At 73.0% G+C, this 16,633-nt stretch carries 14 protein-coding genes; 7 read left to right on the forward strand and 7 right to left on the reverse strand.

Annotated features, from left to right (window positions below; genetic code table 11):
- Positions 1 to 88 precede the first annotated feature (88 nt).
- The 5 genes from QHG49_RS21335 to QHG49_RS21355 are packed head-to-tail and all read right to left on the reverse strand — an operon-like array spanning position 89 to position 5,720.
- Positions 89 to 1,399, reverse strand: coding sequence for a DUF58 domain-containing protein (locus QHG49_RS21335; protein ID WP_301490769.1), 1,311 nt, complete (start codon positions 1,397 to 1,399; stop codon positions 89 to 91).
- Complete coding sequence (locus QHG49_RS21340) at positions 1,399 to 2,388, reverse strand: MoxR family ATPase (protein WP_159701909.1); 990 nt, start codon at positions 2,386 to 2,388, stop codon at positions 1,399 to 1,401. Before QHG49_RS21340 ends, QHG49_RS21335 begins: the two co-directional genes overlap by 1 nt.
- The gene (locus QHG49_RS21345) at positions 2,388 to 3,584 is read right to left on the reverse strand and encodes a DUF4350 domain-containing protein (protein ID WP_301490772.1); all 1,197 of its coding nucleotides are present in this window, start codon (positions 3,582 to 3,584) and stop codon (positions 2,388 to 2,390) included. The genes QHG49_RS21340 and QHG49_RS21345 overlap by 1 nt, the downstream gene beginning before the upstream one ends.
- A complete protein-coding gene (locus QHG49_RS21350; RefSeq protein WP_370530493.1) occupies positions 3,581 to 4,312 on the reverse strand; it encodes a DUF4129 domain-containing protein in 732 nt (243 codons plus the stop codon). The genes QHG49_RS21345 and QHG49_RS21350 overlap by 4 nt, the downstream gene beginning before the upstream one ends.
- Before the next feature lie 52 nt (positions 4,313 to 4,364).
- Positions 4,365 to 5,720, reverse strand: coding sequence for a hypothetical protein (locus QHG49_RS21355; protein WP_301490774.1), 1,356 nt, complete (start codon positions 5,718 to 5,720; stop codon positions 4,365 to 4,367).
- A gap of 140 nt (positions 5,721 to 5,860) precedes the next feature.
- On the opposite strand from QHG49_RS21355, the gene mtnA reads away from it, so the two are divergent.
- The 7 genes from mtnA (at position 5,861) to QHG49_RS21390 (ending at position 14,785) form a co-directional block, all read left to right on the forward strand.
- On the forward strand, positions 5,861 to 7,003 hold the full coding sequence (gene mtnA / locus QHG49_RS21360; RefSeq protein ID WP_145485212.1) for an S-methyl-5-thioribose-1-phosphate isomerase: 1,143 nt from the start codon (positions 5,861 to 5,863) through the stop codon (positions 7,001 to 7,003).
- A 144-nt stretch (positions 7,004 to 7,147) separates the two neighbouring features.
- Entirely contained in the window at positions 7,148 to 7,837 is a 690-nt protein-coding gene (gene mtrA, locus QHG49_RS21365) for a two-component system response regulator MtrA (RefSeq protein ID WP_187279108.1), read from the forward strand.
- A 1-nt stretch (position 7,838) separates the two neighbouring features.
- Positions 7,839 to 9,956: an MtrAB system histidine kinase MtrB gene (gene mtrB, locus QHG49_RS21370; protein WP_301490778.1), complete on the forward strand. Its 2,118-nt coding sequence runs from the start codon at positions 7,839 to 7,841 to the stop codon at positions 9,954 to 9,956.
- Entirely contained in the window at positions 9,946 to 11,778 is a 1,833-nt protein-coding gene (locus tag QHG49_RS21375; RefSeq protein ID WP_201300573.1) for an LpqB family beta-propeller domain-containing protein, read from the forward strand. Before mtrB ends, QHG49_RS21375 begins: the two co-directional genes overlap by 11 nt.
- A gap of 194 nt (positions 11,779 to 11,972) precedes the next feature.
- Positions 11,973 to 12,818, forward strand: coding sequence for a ComF family protein (locus tag QHG49_RS21380; RefSeq protein ID WP_159701898.1), 846 nt, complete (start codon positions 11,973 to 11,975; stop codon positions 12,816 to 12,818).
- 313 nt (positions 12,819 to 13,131) lie between these two features.
- The gene (hpf, locus tag QHG49_RS21385) at positions 13,132 to 13,824 is read left to right on the forward strand and encodes a ribosome hibernation-promoting factor, HPF/YfiA family (protein ID WP_145485215.1); all 693 of its coding nucleotides are present in this window, start codon (positions 13,132 to 13,134) and stop codon (positions 13,822 to 13,824) included.
- A 205-nt stretch (positions 13,825 to 14,029) separates the two neighbouring features.
- Positions 14,030 to 14,785, forward strand: a complete 756-nt coding sequence (locus QHG49_RS21390; RefSeq protein ID WP_037661626.1) for a response regulator transcription factor — start codon at positions 14,030 to 14,032, stop codon at positions 14,783 to 14,785.
- A 16-nt stretch (positions 14,786 to 14,801) separates the two neighbouring features.
- Here QHG49_RS21390 and QHG49_RS21395 read toward each other — a convergent pair whose 3' ends face one another.
- The gene (locus QHG49_RS21395) at positions 14,802 to 15,977 is read right to left on the reverse strand and encodes a winged helix-turn-helix domain-containing protein (protein ID WP_301490782.1); all 1,176 of its coding nucleotides are present in this window, start codon (positions 15,975 to 15,977) and stop codon (positions 14,802 to 14,804) included.
- Between the two features lie 48 nt (positions 15,978 to 16,025).
- Positions 16,026 to 16,598 carry a GNAT family N-acetyltransferase gene (locus QHG49_RS21400; protein WP_301490784.1) on the reverse strand — a complete coding sequence of 191 codons (573 nt, stop codon included), beginning with the start codon at positions 16,596 to 16,598 and terminating at the stop codon, positions 16,026 to 16,028.
- Between the last annotated feature and the right edge of the window lie 35 nt (positions 16,599 to 16,633).

A 16,633-nucleotide genomic window follows, 5' to 3' on the forward strand; every position in this document is an offset into this window, starting at 1 on the left:
TGTGGTGCGGGGGTTTTCTGCGTTCAAGGACAGTTTTCCGGCACGGTCGGCACGGTAATACCCCGAAGGGCAGCGAATCGACGGCCGTTTACAGCCGACCCGCCGCCTTCAGAGCCAGATACGCGTCCGCCAGGGCCGGCGCGAGATTCTCCGTGGTCGCGTCGACCACGGTGACGCCATGCCGGCGCAGCTTGTCCGCGGTGCGCTGGCGTTCGTTCTGCGCCTGGGCCGCCGCCGCGGCCTCGTACACTGACTCCGCACTGCCCCGAGCCTTCGCCATCTGGGCGATATACGGGTCGGCCACCGCGGCGACAAGGACCGTATGGCGATGCGTGAGTTGAGGGAGCACCGGGAGCAGCCCCTGTTCCACCGGTGCCGCGTCCAGCGTCGTGAGCAGGACGATCAGGGAACGCCGGGGCGCCGTGCGCAAGGCCATGGAGGTCAGGCCCCGGTTGTCGGTCTCCACGAGTTCCGGTTCGAGCGTGGCCATCGCGTCGACGAGAGAGGGCAGCAACTCGTTGGCGGAGCGGCCCTGGACCAGGGCGCGTGTCCGGCGGTCGTAGGCGAGCAGGGCCACGCGGTCGCCGGCCCGGGAGGCGAGCACCGCGAGCAGCAGCGCGGCGTCCATGGCGGCGTCCAGCCGCGGGGCATCGCCCACCCGGCCGGCCGAGGTGCGGCCGGTGTCCAGTACGAGAAGGATGTGGCGGTCGCGTTCCGGGCGCCAAGTACGCACGGCGACCGTGGACTGCCGGGCGGTGGCCCGCCAGTCGATCGAGCGGGTGTCGTCGCCGGGGACGTACTCGCGGAGGCTGTCGAATTCCGTTCCCTCACCCCGCGTCAAAACGCTTGTACGACCGTCGAGTTCACGCAATCGAGCGAGTTTCGACGGAAGATGCTTTCGGCTCGTGAACGGGGGCAGAACCCGTACAGACCAGTGCACCCGATGGGCGCCCTGGCGGGAGAACAGCCCGAGGGGGCCGTAGGAGCGGATCGTCACACGGTCGGCCTGGCGGTCGCCCCGGCGAGTGGGACGCAGCCGGGTGATGACCCGCCTGCGCTCACCTGAAGGCACGGTCAGCTGGTGCCGGGCCGACTCGACCTCCGTCCCGGGCAGCCAGCTGCTGGGCGGCCAGCCGTCCCGGAGCTTCGCCCGCAGCACCCGGCGCGACGGGTTGGCGACCGTGAGCGTCACATCGGCGGCCTCACCGAGCCGGGCGGTGGTGTCGCCCGAGCGGTTCAGGACCAGGCGTCGTACGGGCGCGGCCAGCGCGAAGTCGCAGGCGCAGGCCAGGGCCAGCGGACCGTTGACCGCGAGGATGCCCGTCCAGCCCGGCTCCAGGATGCCGACCGGGATGGAGACGAGGGCGGCGAGCAGGGCGGCGCGTCCGGTGAGCGCCATCAGCGGGGGACCGGGACGTGGGCGAGGACGGCGTTGATGACCGCGTCGGCCGTCACGCCCTCCATCTCCGCCTCGGGGCGCAGCTGGACGCGGTGGCGCAGGGTCGGCAGGGCGAGGGCCTTGACGTCGTCCGGGATGACGTAGTCCCGGCCGGTCAGCCAGGCCCAGGCGCGAGCGGTGGACAGAAGGGCGGTGGCCCCGCGGGGGGACACGCCCATGGTGAGGGAAGGGGTTTCACGGGTGGCACGGCAGATATCGACGACGTAGGCCGTGATCTCGGGGGAGACGGTCGTCCCTGCGACCGCGGCACGGGCCGCCTCCAGGTCGGCGGGGCCGGCGACGGGGCGTATGCCCGCGGCGCGCAGATCCCGGGGGTCGAAGCCCGAGGCGTGGCGGGTGAGGACGTCGATCTCGTTCTCACGGGACGGCAGCGGGATCGTCAGCTTGAGCAGGAACCGGTCCAGTTGGGCCTCGGGGAGGGGATAGGTGCCCTCGTACTCGACCGGGTTCTGGGTGGCGGCGACGAGGAACGGCTCGGGGAGCGGACGGGGTGTGCCGTCGACCGTGACCTGGCGTTCCTCCATGGCCTCCAGGAGGGAGGACTGGGTCTTGGGCGGGGTGCGGTTGATCTCGTCCGCGAGCAGGAGGTTGGTGAAGACCGGGCCGGGCTGGAAGGAGAACTCGGCGGAGCGGGTGTCGTAGACGAGTGAGCCGGTGATGTCGCTCGGCATCAGATCGGGGGTGAACTGGACGCGCTTGGTGTCGAGTTCGAGGGCGGACGCGAGGGCGCGCACGAGCAGCGTCTTGGCGACTCCGGGGACGCCTTCGAGCAGGACGTGCCCGCGGCACAGGAGGGCGACGACGAGTCCGGTCACGGCGGGGTCCTGGCCGACCACGGCTTTGGCGATCTCGGCGCGCAGGGACTCCAGGGCGGCGCGGGGATCGTCCGCGACCTTGGTCGGCCCGGCGTTGTCAGTGGTCGGGTCCATCATGAACGGCGTACCTCTCTTTCGAGGGCGTCGAGTCGGTCGGTGAGTGCGATCAGGGCCGTGTCGTCGCCGGGTGGCGGCCCGAAGAGCAGGGGGCGCAAGTCCTGTCCGTCGCCCGCGAGATGGGCGGACAGCGCGGGCAGCAGGGCCTCGGGCGTGTGCGCCTGGGCGACGGGCACCCCGACGAGCGGGGCGAGGCGGGTGCGGGCGGCGGAGCGCAGCGCGGCGGCGGCGCGGTCGCGGGCGTTGGCCTTGCGGTAGAGGCGGGCGCGGCCCTCGGCGGTCTCGGAGGCGCGGATCGCGACGGGGAGCCGTTCGGGCACCAGAGGTCCGAAGCGGCGTCCCCGCCAGAAGGCGGCCAGCACGGCCGCGATGAACAACTGGAGGGTGGCCCACAGCCAGCCCGAGGGGATCAGGTCGAAGAGGCTCTTGTCGTCGCTGTCGGCGGCGGGGGCGTCGGACAGCGAGGGGAGGTACCAGACCAGATGGGGGCGGGAGCCGAGGAGTTGCAGGGCGAGCGAGGCGTTGCCCCGCTCGTCGAGGCGGTCGTTGTAGAGGATGTCGGGCGCGCCGAGCACGACGGTGTCGCCCCCGGCGGCGGCCGGGACGCGCAGCAGGGTGGCGAGCCGTGCGCTGGGGTAGCAGGAGTCGGCGTCGAGCCGGGTGGTGGTGTAGCGGACGCCGCCGGTGTCGGCGCTGCCCGCGCGCCGGGCCTCGGGCAGGGCGCAGTCGGGGGCCAGGGCGGAGCCGAGGCTGTCGGCGGGGTCGGCGCTGACCCCGGGGGCGAGCCGGCCGACGGACCAGCCGCTCGCCGCGACGAGGACGGTGCGTCCGCCGGAGGGGGCGGTCGCCCGGTGCAGTTCGCTCTGCTGGCCGCCGGTGAGCTGGTCGGGGACGGCGACCAGGAGGGTGGTGTCGGGGCCCGCGGCGGCGCGGGCGGCGCGCAGGGTGGTGACCACGCGCGTGGTGACCCCGCGGTCGGCCAGCAACTGGGCGACGGCACGGCTGCCGTAGGGGTCGGCGGAGCGCGGGTCCAGCCGGCCGTGCTGCTCGGTGGAGCGTACGGCGGCCATGGCGACGGCCGCGGCCAGGAGGAGTACGACGGCGAGGACGATGACCCGCGTCCGCGTCCACACCGTGCGGGCCGGGGGCGCGGTGGAGGTGGCGGCGGTCGGCGCCGCGGCCTCGGTGGTCACTCGGCCCCCTGGCTGCTGCTGTGGGCGGTGGCGGCCGTGCTGTCCGCGTGGGCGGGCCTGGCGCGTTCCAGGTCGCGGTCGAGTGCGGCGAGGCGCTGGTACGACTGCTCGCTCGCGGCGCGCCCGCCGTATGTCACGTCGTCGAACTCCCGGGCGGCGGCGCGCAGTCGGCCGGTGTGCGCGGGCAGGGCGCGGCCGGCCTCGGCGGCGGCCTCGTCGGCGGTGCGGCCCGGCCGGATGTCGAGCACCGTGCGCTCCTCCAGGGAGCGGACGACGGCGCGCATGCGTTCCTGGACGGCCTGGCTCCAGTGTCTCTGGACCGCGTGCGCCTCGGCGGCCGCGCGGTGTTCGGCGGCGCTGCGCGGGCCGTCGTCGAACAGGACGGCGGCGGTGCGGGCCGGGTGGCGGCGCGGGGTGCCCAGGCGCCACCACAGGGCGGCCAGTACGGCGAGGACGAAGAGGACGACGACCAGGAGACCGACCGCGCCGCCGGGGGTCGGTCCGGCGACGCTGCCGAACAGGTCGTCGAGCCAGTTCCAGAACGCCTTCAGGGCGCGTTCGAACAGGCTGGGGTCGTTCTGGTGGTACATGCGCTTGGCCAGTTCCCGCCGGGCCGCCTCGCGGGCGGGGTCGCGCGGGATGGTCACCGGTTTCGTGTCACCGGGGCCGCCGGCCGCGAGGACGGACGTGCCCGAGGCGCGCAGCAGGCCGTGTACGACGGTGGTCACGGCGCCGGGCGAACCCGGCGCCGTGACCGATCCCCCCGTGCAAAGCACCCGTTCAGCTCCCCGGGACGGGGCCGGGGACGCCCGCGGGGGCGGGGGTGCCCTGGACACCGGCGGCACGGGCCAGTTCGAGGTCGAGGCCCTCGCGCCGGATGCGCTGGTCGATGTAGAGGAACACGGTGACGCAGGCGGAGATCGGCAGGGTGATGGTGACGCCGATCGTCGCGCCGATGCCGACGATGATCAGGAAGGTCCAGCTGAGGTGCCCCCCGTTCTGGCCCAGCAGACCGGACAGGCCGTCGTCGCCCACGATCAGGGCGATGACGGTGAAGGGGATCGAGATCACCACCCGGACGACGCCGACGATGAGCCCGGCGAGCAGCTGGATGCCGAGGATGCGCCACCAGGAGCCGTGCACCAGCTTGGCGGAGCGGCGCAGGGAGTGCATGACACCCTGCTTCTCCAGCATCAGCGCGGGCGCGGCCAGCGAGAAACGCACCGTCAGCCACATGAGCACGACCAGCCCGGCGCCGAAGCCGAGGACCAGGAGCGCGGCTCCCGCGACCCGGCTGCCGGCGAGGAAGCCGATGGCGCCGGGCAGCGACGCGACCAGCATGGTGCCGAGGCCGAGCAGCCCGAGCAGGAGCATCTGGCCCAGCAGCTTCAGCAGCTGCGGACGGGCCTCCCGCCACGCCTCGCCCAGGGTGGCCGGCCTGCCGAGGACCGCGCGGCTGGTCACGCTCGTCAGCATCGCGGTGGCGATGAGGGTGCCGACCAGGGTGATCAGGCCCAGGATGACGGAGCTGAGGAACGACTCGCCCATGAGACGGAGCGCCTCGCCGGGCGGCATCGTCGGGTCGCCGAGGGACGCCTTCGTGGTGGTCCTGTTCAGAAAGTAGCCCTGGACGAGGATCGCGACGATCTCCGTGACCACCGCGAGCACGAGGGATATGCCGAGGACCGTGCGCCAGTAGGTGCGCAGGGTGGAGACGGCGCCGTCGAGGATCTCGCCGACGCCGAGCGGGCGCAGCGGGATGACACCGGGCTTGGCCGCGGGCGGGGGACCGCCCCAGCCGCCGCCCCAGGCTCCGTATCCGCCGGGCACCCCGTAGCCGGGGGCGCCGTAGCCGGGGGGACCTCCGTATCCGCCGGGTGCCCCGGGCCGGGGGCCGCTCCAGCCCGGTCCGGGCGGCGGGGTCTGGCCCGGGGCACCGGTGGGCGTGGACCACTGGCCGGGTGGCGGCTGATGGCCGGACCACTGCGCGCCTGGGCTCTGCGGCTGCGGGCCCGGCTGCGGCGCGGGTGCGACGGAGCCGTTTCCGGGCCGGCCGGCGGTGTCGGACGCGCCGGGTTCCCGTCCCTCGGGCGTCGGGTCGGATCCGGGCGAGGCCCAGCCCGGAGTGTCTGTCATCGGAGCTCCTTCTCGGTGCCCGTCCGCGGTCGCGGCGGCAGGTCGGTGGACATCGTGCCATGGCGTGGTCACGTCGGGTCCGGGCGAGGTACGGGCCGGATCCCTTCAGTTGGCCGCGCTGTCCGGGGCAGACTGACCGCATGGCTGATCATCAGGCACGAAGCGGCGGGGACGAACGGCCGTCCGGAATACCGGCGATCCGATGGGAGGAACCACCCGAAGGTCCCGTACTGGTCCTTCTCGATCAGACGAGGCTTCCCGTGGAGGAGGCCGAGCTGGTGTGCACGGACGCGTCGGCGCTGGTGGAGGCGATCCGCTCGCTCGCCGTGCGCGGGGCGCCGCTGCTCGGCATCGCGGGGGCGTACGGCGTCGCGCTCGCCGCCGCGCGGGGCTTCGACGTGCCCGAGGCGGCGCGCTCCATCGAGGAGGCCCGGCCCACCGCGGTGAACCTGTCCGTCGGAGTGCGCCGGGCCCGGGCCGCGCACGAGGCCGAACTGGCCCGCAGCGGCGACCCGGCCGCGGCGGCAGCGGCCGCGCTGGCCGCCGCGAGGGCGCTGCACCGGCAGGACGCCGAGGCCAGCGCCCGCATGGCGGCCCACGGTCTGGCGCTGCTGGACGAGCTGCTGCCCGGCGGCGGGCACCGCATCCTCACGCACTGCAACACCGGGGCGCTGGTCTCGGGCGGTGAGGGCACGGCCTTCGCGGTGGCGCTCGCGGCGCACCGCGTGGGGCGGCTGCGGCGGCTGTGGGTGGACGAGACGCGTCCGCTGCTCCAGGGCGCGCGCCTGACGGCGTACGAGGCGGCCCGCAACGGGATGGCGTACACCCTGCTCACCGACAACGCGGCGGGTTCGCTGTTCGCGGCCGGTGAGGTGGACGCGGTGCTGATCGGGGCGGACCGGATCGCGGCGGACGGCTCGGTCGCGAACAAGGTGGGCAGCTATCCGCTCGCCGTGCTCGCGCGTCATCACGGGGTGCCGTTCATCGTGGTGGCGCCGCTGACCACGGTCGACCCGGACACTCCCGACGGCGCGTCCATCGAGGTCGAGCAGCGTCCCGGCTTCGAGGTGACCGAGGTGACGGCACCGCAGGCGCACTTCACGGGGCCCGGTGGCGGGATCCCGGTGGCGCCGCTGGGGACGCAGGCGTACAACCCGGCGTTCGATGTGACGCCGCCCGAGCTGGTGACGGCCATCGTCACCGAAGAGGGTGCGGTCACCCCGGTGTCGGGCGAGGCGCTCGCGGGGGTCTGCGAGCGGGCGCGCGAGGCCCCGGCCGGCTGACCGGAGCGCGGCGCCGGACCCGCGTCCGGCGCCGCGGAACGCCCCGTGAGACGGTCGGGGGCAGACAGTGACGGTCCCGTACGACTATCGTCACAGGCCAGTGAGCCTGCTCACCTGCACCTCTGTCGTCGTTACGAGAATGGGATGATGTCGTTTATGAAGGGACGAGTCCTTGTCGTCGACGACGACACCGCACTGGCCGAGATGCTCGGCATCGTGCTGCGTGGTGAAGGTTTTGAGCCGTCTTTCGTAGCCGACGGCGACAAGGCGCTGGCCGCGTTCCGTGAGAGCAAGCCCGACCTGGTGCTCCTCGACCTGATGCTGCCCGGACGGGACGGCATCGAGGTGTGCCGGCTGATCCGTGCCGAGTCCGGTGTGCCGATCGTGATGCTCACGGCCAAGAGCGACACCGTGGACGTCGTGGTCGGCCTGGAGTCGGGCGCGGACGACTACATCGTCAAGCCGTTCAAGCCGAAGGAACTGGTGGCGCGGATCCGGGCGCGGCTGCGGCGCTCCGAGGAGCCGGCGCCCGAGCAGCTGACCATCGGTGACCTGGTCATCGACGTGGCCGGGCACTCGGTGAAGCGGGACGGGCAGTCGATCGCGCTGACCCCGCTGGAGTTCGACCTGCTGGTCGCGCTCGCCCGCAAGCCCTGGCAGGTCTTCACCCGCGAGGTGCTGCTGGAACAGGTGTGGGGCTACCGCCACGCCGCCGACACCCGCCTGGTCAACGTGCATGTCCAGCGGCTGCGCTCCAAGGTCGAGAAGGACCCGGAGCGGCCGGAGATCGTGGTGACCGTCCGTGGTGTCGGTTACAAGGCGGGACCGAGCTGACATGTCAGGGGACAGTGTCGCTTCGGGGTCCGGCATGCCCGGGGACCGTCCGAAGCGGCCTGTCGGCCGGACGGCGGCGGGTACCCGCTTGAGGCGTCTCTTCGAGGGCGGACTGCTTCAGGGCGGGGTGCAGGGCAGCCCGGTCCTGCGGCTCTTCCTGCGCTGGGTGCGCCGGCCGCTGCTGCCGGTGATGCGGCTGTGGCGGCGCAACATCCAGCTCAGGGTCGTCGCCACCACGCTGCTGATGTCGCTGGGCGTCGTCCTGCTGCTCGGCTTCGTCGTGATCGGGCAGGTGCGCAACGGCCTGCTGGACGCGAAGGTACGCGCCTCGCAGAGCCAGGCCACGGGCGGCTTCGCGGTGGCCAAGCAGCGCGCCGACGAGGCGGCGGGCACCAACGGCACGGGCACCGGCACCGCGCCCGGCACCGCCGACGGCAGCACGGACGGCACCGCGGGCGCGGACGGCCGGCCCACGCAGAACGTCATCCAGTGGATGAGCGACCTCGTGGAGTCGCTGTCCAGCGGCGGCGCGGGCGCCTTCGACGTGGTGACGCTGCCCGTCGGCGACGACAGCGGCGGCGGCCGCAGCCCGCGCGGCTCCGGCAACGTCAACCCGACCTCCAGCGTCCCCGCCGACCTGCGTGAACGGGTCAACAGCGGCACGACGGCCGCCCAGAGCTACACCCGGATCGTCTACTCCAACGGCAAGGACCCGCAGCCCGCGCTCGTCATCGGCAAGCAGGTCAACGACCCGAACGGGCGGCCGTACGAGCTGTACTACCTCTTCCCGCTCACCCAGGAGGAGAAGTCCCTCAGTCTGGTCAAGGGCACCCTGGCGACCGCCGGGCTCTTCGTCGTCGTCCTGCTCGGCGCCATCGCCTGGCTGGTGGTGCGGCAGGTCGTCACGCCGGTGCGGATGGCGGCCGGGATCGCCGAGCGGCTGTCCGCCGGTCAGCTCCAGGAGCGCATGAAGGTCACCGGCGAGGACGACATCGCCCGGCTGGGCGAGGCGTTCAACAAGATGGCGCAGAACCTCCAGGGCAAGATCCAGCAGCTGGAGGACCTGTCGCGGATGCAGCGCCGGTTCGTCTCGGACGTCTCGCACGAGCTGCGCACCCCGCTGACGACGGTCCGGATGGCCGCCGATGTCATCCATGAGGCCCGCGAGGACTTCGACCCGGTGACCGCGCGCTCCGCCGAACTGCTCGCCGACCAGCTGGACCGCTTCGAATCGCTGCTCGCCGACCTGCTGGAGATCAGCCGCTTCGACGCGGGCGCGGCGGCCCTGGAGGCCGAGCCGATCGACCTCAGGGAGGTCGTGCGGCGCGTGGTCGGCGGCGCCGAGCCGCTCGCCGAGCGCAAGGGCACCCGGATACGGGTGGTCGGCGACCTCCAGCCCGTGGTCGCCGAGGCCGACGCCCGGCGGGTGGAGCGGGTGCTGCGCAATCTCGTCGTCAACGCCGTCGAGCACGGCGAGGGCAAGGACGTCATCGTCAAGCTGGCCGCCGCCGGCGGCGCGGTCGCCGTCGCGGTGCGCGACTACGGCGTCGGGCTCAAGCCGGGCGAGGCGACCCGCGTGTTCAGCCGCTTCTGGCGGGCCGACCCGGCCCGCGCCCGCACCACCGGCGGCACCGGCCTCGGGCTGTCGATCGCCCTGGAGGACGCGCGGCTGCACGGCGGCTGGCTCCAGGCGTGGGGCGAGCCGGGCGGCGGATCGCAGTTCCGGCTGACGCTGCCCAGGACCGCGGACGAGCCGCTGCGGGGCTCGCCGATACCGCTGGAGCCCAAGGACGCGCGCCGCAGGCGCCGCCCCGACGACTCCGGGACGCCCCGCACGGAGAAGCGGGCGACCGTTCCGGCGCAGCAGAACGGCGGCCACGCGCCCGGGCTGCCCCCGCGCGCCCCTGTCGCGCCCACCGCCGACCCGACCGCCCTGCCGGGCAACGGCAACGGCGCGCGCGTGGTGCCCCGGCCCACGGGGGCCGTACGGCGCCCGGAGGAGCGGCCCGCCGCGGACCCGGAGGCGGGCAGCGAAGCCGTACGACCGGAGTCCGATCGGTGGGGGACGGCGCGGCCACAGGATTCGACCGAGCCAGGGGAGGCATTTCGTGGGCGCTGACCGCGAGGGGGGCGCCCGGCGGAAGTCGTGGCGCGCGGCGGCGTACACCGCCTTGGGGGTCGTTCTGCTGGCCGGGTGCGCCTCGATGCCCGACAGCGGTGATCTGCGGGACGTGGAGTCCACGCCCCGGCAGGACACCGGAGTACGGGTGTTCGCCATGCCGCCCGCCGAGGACGCCAACCCGGGCGAGATCATGCAGGGCTTCCTGGAGGCGCTGACCAGCGACGACCCGTCGTACGACACGGCCCGCAAGTACCTGGCGGACGATGCCGCGCGCACCTGGCGGCCGGAGCGGTCGACCACGGTCCTCGCGACCGGGCCGAGCATCGAGACCGACTGCCGCGCGGGCAGCCGGGAGGCGGCCAACAGCGTCACCTGTGTGCTGACCGGCGCCCGGGTGGCCACGGTCGACTGGCAGCAGGCGTACCGGCCCGCGGGCGGCACCTACCGGAAGAAGGTGCATCTGAGCCGGGACAGCAAGTCCGGGCAGTGGCGCATCGACGAGCTGCCCGACGGCGTGGTCATGGGCAAGTCGGACTTCCAGCGCAACTACACGTCCGTCGACAAGTACTACTTCGCCTCCGGTACGTCGGTCGGGTCGGCCGGGGAGCCGGTGGCGGTCGCCGATCCGGTGTTCGTGCGCAGCAAGGTCGACGCGATGACGCAGATGGTCCGCTCGGTGCTGAAGGGGCCGTCCACCTGGCTCGGTCCGGTGGTGCGCTCCAGCTTCCCGACCGGTACGGCCCTCCAGAAGGGCGTGTCCGGGCTGGCGCCGGACGACCAGAACCGGCTGACGGTGCCCCTGAATCTCAAGGAGTCGCGCGTCTCGGCGTCCAAGTGCACCGAGATGGCCACCCAGCTGCTGTTCACGCTGCGGAATCTGGCGCCGACCCTGGAGTCCGTCGAGTTGCAGGGCACCGGCGGCCACCGGCTGTGCGATCTGACCGAGGAGCGCGCCGAGTCCGCCGCCTGGCACGGCTCGTCCAAGCGGCCCGAATACCTGTACTACGTCGACGGCAGGCACCGGCTGGTGCGGATGCCGACCGGCAGCACCGGCACCGGGTCCGTGCAGGTGCCGGGCGTGCTCGGCGAGGGCGACAAGACGCTCCAGTCGGTGGCGGTGTCGCGGGACGAGCGCAGCGTGGCCGCGGTCGACGACTACGGCGTGACGCTGCGTGTGACGTCGCTGGCCTCGGACGGCTCGCTCGGCGGCGCGCTGGTCACCAGCAAGGGCCCGACGCCCGCCGACCGGCTGACCACGCCCAGCTGGGACGCGCGCGGTGACCTGTGGGTGGCCGACCGCGACCCGCAGGCCACGGGTCTGTACGTCGTGGAGCACGGCAGCGCCAAGGCGGAGAAGGTCACCGTCCCGGACCTGCCCGGCCGGATCAAGGACGTCCGGGTGGCCGCCGACGGTGTGCGGATCGCGCTGGTCGTGGAGAAGGACGGCAAGCAGTCCCTGCAGATCGGCCGGATCGAGCGCGAGGACCGGACCGGAGAGGCGCCCTCGGTGGTCGAACTCCGTCCCGCGGCGCCCGACTTGGAGCAGGTCAGCGCCATGACCTGGGCCGGGGACAGCCAGCTGCTGGTGGTCGGCCAGGAGCAGGGCGGCGTGCAGCAGATGCGGTACGTCCAGGTCGACGGCGCCACCCTCGACGGACCGGCGCCCGGCGCGCTGCCCGGGGTGAAGGCGATCGCCGCCTCCGAGGACGACCGGGCGCCGCTGGTGGCCTACTCGGACGACGGGATCGTCCGGCTGCCCACCGGGGCGCAGTGGCAGAAGGTCGACAAGGACGGGACGGCACCGGTCTACCCGGGCTGACCGGGCCGACTGGCCGACTGGCCCACTGGGCTTTCCGCAACGACCGGGCCGACCGGACCGAGCGGACCGACCGGACCGACCGGGCTGGACGAAAGAGCCTGGTCGAGGGCCCCGGCGACGGCCTGTGCGAGTTGTCCACAGGCCGTTGTCCACAGGGGTGGTGGGCCGGCTCCGGCCTTGGCACAGTGGTGGTCATGCGGGGGTGGTGGCGGGACCTCACCGACCTGGTGCTGCCGACCGACTGCGCGGGCTGCGGAGCACCTCGTACGACGCTCTGCGCGCGCTGCCGGACCGCACTGGCCGGGAGCGCGCCCCGGCGGGTGCGGCCGCAGCCGGAGCCGCCGGGACTTCCGGCGGTGTACGCGTCGGCGGCGTACGCGGAGGCGGTGCGCGCGCTGCTTCTCGCGCACAAGGAGCGGGGCGCGCTGACGCTCACGGGAGCGCTGGGCGCGGCCTTGGCCAGGGCCGTACGGGCGGGCCTCGACGCGGCGGCCGGGGCCGGGACTTCGGGGACCGTCGTGCTCGTGCCCGTGCCCTCCGCGCGGTGGGCCGTGCGGGCGCGGGGACACGACCCGGTACGGCGGATGGCGCTCGCGGCGGCCGGGGAGCTGCGGCGCACCGGGACACCGGCCCGGGTGGCGGCGGTGCTGCGCCAGCGCAGACCCGTCGCGGACCAGGCGGGCCTGGACGCGCGGCGGCGCCTGGCGAACCTGGCGGGCGCGCTGGAGGTGGCGGCGGGCGGCGACCGGCTGCTCGCCGGGGGCCGGGTCGTGCTGGTCGACGACCTCGTCACCACCGGCGCCAGTCTCGCGGAGGCGGCACGGGCCCTGCGAATCGGGGAGAGAAGAGTTGTGTACGAGAACGCAACTCGGGAAGTAAGGGAGGAACGAAGCACCGGAGGGCCGCAGAAGGCGAAGCGGGAGAACGGGAAGTGGGTGCATGGTGCAGCGAAAAAGACGCCGGTGAACGCCCTCGACCCGCCGCTGCGCGCGGCGGTGATCGCCGCGCCCGTAGATTCTTTCGAGATAAACAGGAACTGACCGCCGACCTGCATCGTTGCAGGTGGTGAGAGGGTTAATTCACCTGAACGGAGGTACGCCGCAGTAGAGGGTGACGACATCCGTCCGGGCGAGATATGTTCGGTTGTGAGGAAAGAGGCGCAGGCCACACCTCTCATATCCGAATGCCGTGCTGCGGGTTTTCCGCAAACACCCGCGCCGGCGGGGTGGAGATCTCGCCCTGGGGGAGGAGGAGGTGGACGTCACCGAGTCCGAGGTCCGGTGCTCACCGGACCTGGTGTGAAAGGGAGATGCTCCGCCGAAGCAGCGGAGCGATCCGGGAACGGAGTTCTGCGTGGACATCGTCGTCAAAGGCCGCAAGACCGAGGTGCCCGAGCGGTTCCGCAAGCACGTGGCCGAGAAGCTGAAGCTGGAGAAGATCCAGAAGCTCGATGGCAAGGTGATCAGCCTCGACGTCGAGGTGTCCAAGGAGCCCAACCCTCGACAGGCCGACCGCTGCGACCGGGTGGAGATCACGCTCCGCTCCCGGGGCCCGGTGATCCGGGCGGAGGCAGCGGCCAGCGACCCGTACGCGGCGCTGGACATGGCGGCGGAAAAGCTGGACGCGCGACTGCGCAAGCAGCACGACAAGCGGTTCTCGCGCCGTGGCGCACGGCGGATCTCGGCGGCGGAGGTCCCCGACCACGTCCCGGGCGCGGCGACGCTCGACGGGAACGGCGTCCCGGTGGGGGAGGACGAGACCGACGGAGTGCCGACCACGAAGATCGGCTCGCTGGAGATCAAGGGCGAGGGCCCGCTCGTGGTCCGCGAGAAGACCCATGTCGCCTCCCCGATGAGCCTGGACCAGGCCCTCTACGAGATGGAACTGGTCGGCCATGACTTCTACTTGTTCGTCGACTCCGAGACGAAGGAGCCGAGCGTCGTCTACCGGCGCCACGCCTACGACTACGGCGTGATCCACCTCAACACCGACCCGATGGTCGCCGAGGCGCAGCCCCCAGCGGCAGGGGGCACGCTGGGCGGCTGACCGCCCGGGTTCGAAGCCCGACCGGTGCCCCTGGAGCGCGTGTGCGCCCCCGGGGCACCAGTGTGCGACCACTTCGCGCCGCGCACGGCGCCTCGGTGCCGTTCCGGCATGAAATCATGGCCGCAAGGGCCCAACCGGTGGGCCGCTGCCTTGGGTTGGCGATGGCACGGGACCACACAGGCCACAGCCTTCAGGGGGAGGAACGATGGCGGACACCTTCGGACCGATGCGGAGCGAGGAGGCCGACGACACCGACGACGGTGTACTCGGCAGATGCCTCGACGGGGGCTCTTCGCGCGATGAACCGATCAGAGTCCTGGTGGTGGACGACCACGCGCTCTTCCGGCGCGGCCTGGAGATCGTGCTCGCGGCCGAGGAGGACATCCAGGTCGTCGGCGAGGCCGGCGACGGCGCCGAGGCGGTGGACAAGGCCGCCGATCTGCTGCCGGACATCGTGCTGATGGACGTCCGGATGCCGCGGCGCGGGGGGATCGAGGCGTGCACCTCCATCAAGGAGGTCGCCCCCAGCGCGAAGATCATCATGTTGACGATCAGCGACGAGGAGGCCGACCTCTACGACGCGATCAAGGCGGGCGCCACCGGATATCTGCTCAAGGAGATCTCCACCGACGAGGTGGCCACCGCCATTCGCGCGGTCGCCGACGGACAGTCGCAGATCAGCCCGTCCATGGCGTCGAAACTGCTCACCGAGTTCAAGTCGATGATCCAGCGCACCGACGAGCGCCGGCTGGTGCCCGCGCCCCGGCTGACCGACCGTGAACTGGAAGTCCTCAAACTCGTCGCCACGGGCATGAACAACCGGGACATCGCCAAGGAGTTGTTCATCTCCGAGAACACCGTGAAGAACCACGTCCGCAACATCCTGGAGAAGCTCCAGCTGCACTCCCGGATGGAAGCCGTGGTCTACGCGATGCGGGAGAAGATCCTGGAGATCCGCTAGCCGCGGGCGCCGCTCCTCAGCCGAGGGCGCGGGCGAGTTCCGCGGTGAGCGGGCCGCGCAGGGCGGGGTCGTCCACGCGCTCCACCCGGACGTTCGTGCAGTTCACCCAGGCAGCGGCCTCCAGCAGGGCCTGGGCGACCGCCGGGACCGCCCTGGGGCCGTCCAGGGTGACCTGCCGGGCCACCAGGGTGCGGCCCTCCCGGGCCGGGTCGACACGCCCGACGAGGTGGCCGCCCGCGAGCACCGGCATGGCGAAGTAGCCGTACACCCGCTTGGGCTTGGGGGTGTACGCCTCCAGGCGGTGGGTGAAGCCGAAGATCCGTTCCGTGCGCGCCCGTTCCCAGACCAGCGAGTCGAAGGGCGAGAGCAGGGTGGTGCGGTGGCGGCCGCGCGGCAAGGTCGCCAGGGCCGCCGGATCCGCCCAGGCCGGCCTGCCCCAGCCCGCCACCTCGACCGGCACCAGACCCGAGTCCGCGAGCACCGCGTCCACCTGCTCGCCCTTCAGCCGGTGGTAGTCGGCGATGTCCGAACGAGTGCCCACCCCCAGGGACTCGCCGGCCAGCCGGACCAGGCGGCGCAGGCACTCGGTGTCGTCCAGCTCGTCGTGCAGCAGCGCGGCGGGGACGGCGCGCTCGGCGAGGTCGTACACCCGCTTCCAGCCGCGGCGTTCGACGCACACCACCTCGCCGTACATCAGCGCCCGCTCGACCGCGACCTTGGTGCCGGACCAGTCCCACCAGTCGCTGGTGCGCTTCGCGCCGCCCAGTTCGGTCGCGGTCAGCGGGCCCTCGGTGCGCAGCTGCTTGACGACCTGCTCGTAGACCCCGTCGGGGAGTTCGTGGTTCCAGTGCGGGCGGTTGCGGTAGGCGCGGCGACGGAAGGCGAAGTGCGGCCACTCCTCGACGGGCAGCAGGCAGGCGGCGTGCGACCAGTACTCGAAGGCGTGCGCGTCCTTCCAGTAGGCGTCCTCCACCGCGGTGCGGCCGACGGCGCCGAGGCGGGCGTACGGCACCAGTTCGTGCGAGCGGGCCAGGACCGAGATCGTGTCGAGCTGGACCGCGCCGAGGTGGCGCAGCACCCCGCGCACCCCGGCCCGCCGGTCGGGCGCGCCGAGCAGGCCCTGGGCCCGCAGGGCGATACGGCGGGCGTCGTCCGCGGTGAGCGTGGTGGTCGGGCGCGGCAGGGTCGTCATGCCCCGGACGATAGTGGGCGCCACTGACAACCCGTCCTGAGCCGCGGTCTACCGGGCCGGCCCGGGCAGATAGGGGGCGGTGGACGGCAGACCGAGGTCCGAGGGGAGCAGGGAGGCGATCCAGCAGTCCCGGCGCACCCCCTTGTTGTTGACGGCGGAACGCAGGGTGCCCTCCAGGGTGAAACCCGCGCGCTCGGCGACCCCGCGCGAGCCGTGGTTGCCGACCTCGGCGCGCCATTCGACCCGGTCGACGCCCAGGTCGGTGAAGATCCAGCGGCAGGCGGCGAGCACGCCCTCCGTGACATAGCCGAGCCCGCGGTGCTCCTCGGCGGCCCAGAAGCCGACCTCCGCGGCCGCGGGGGCGCGCATGGTCAGGCTGAGCATGCCGGCCAGCTCCCCGCCGGCGAGGAAGATCCCCCAGGTGAACATCCCGCCGTGCGCCCAGCCGTCCGGGACCATCTCCTCCGTGAAGCCGCGCGCGTGTTCGGGCAGGTACGGGGAGGGGATCGTGGTCCAGCGCTGGATGTCGGGGTCCTGGGCGGCCTCGTACACGGCCTCGGTGTCGGCCGGTCCGACGGCGCGCAGCCGAAGCCGGCCGGTGGTGAGCGTGACGGGTTCCATCGGGCGATTCTGCTCGTACCGTCCCGCGGGGGCCA

Origin of the sequence: Streptomyces sp. WP-1 (assembly GCF_030450125.1) — a bacterium.
Classification (GTDB): domain Bacteria; phylum Actinomycetota; class Actinomycetes; order Streptomycetales; family Streptomycetaceae; genus Streptomyces; species Streptomyces incarnatus.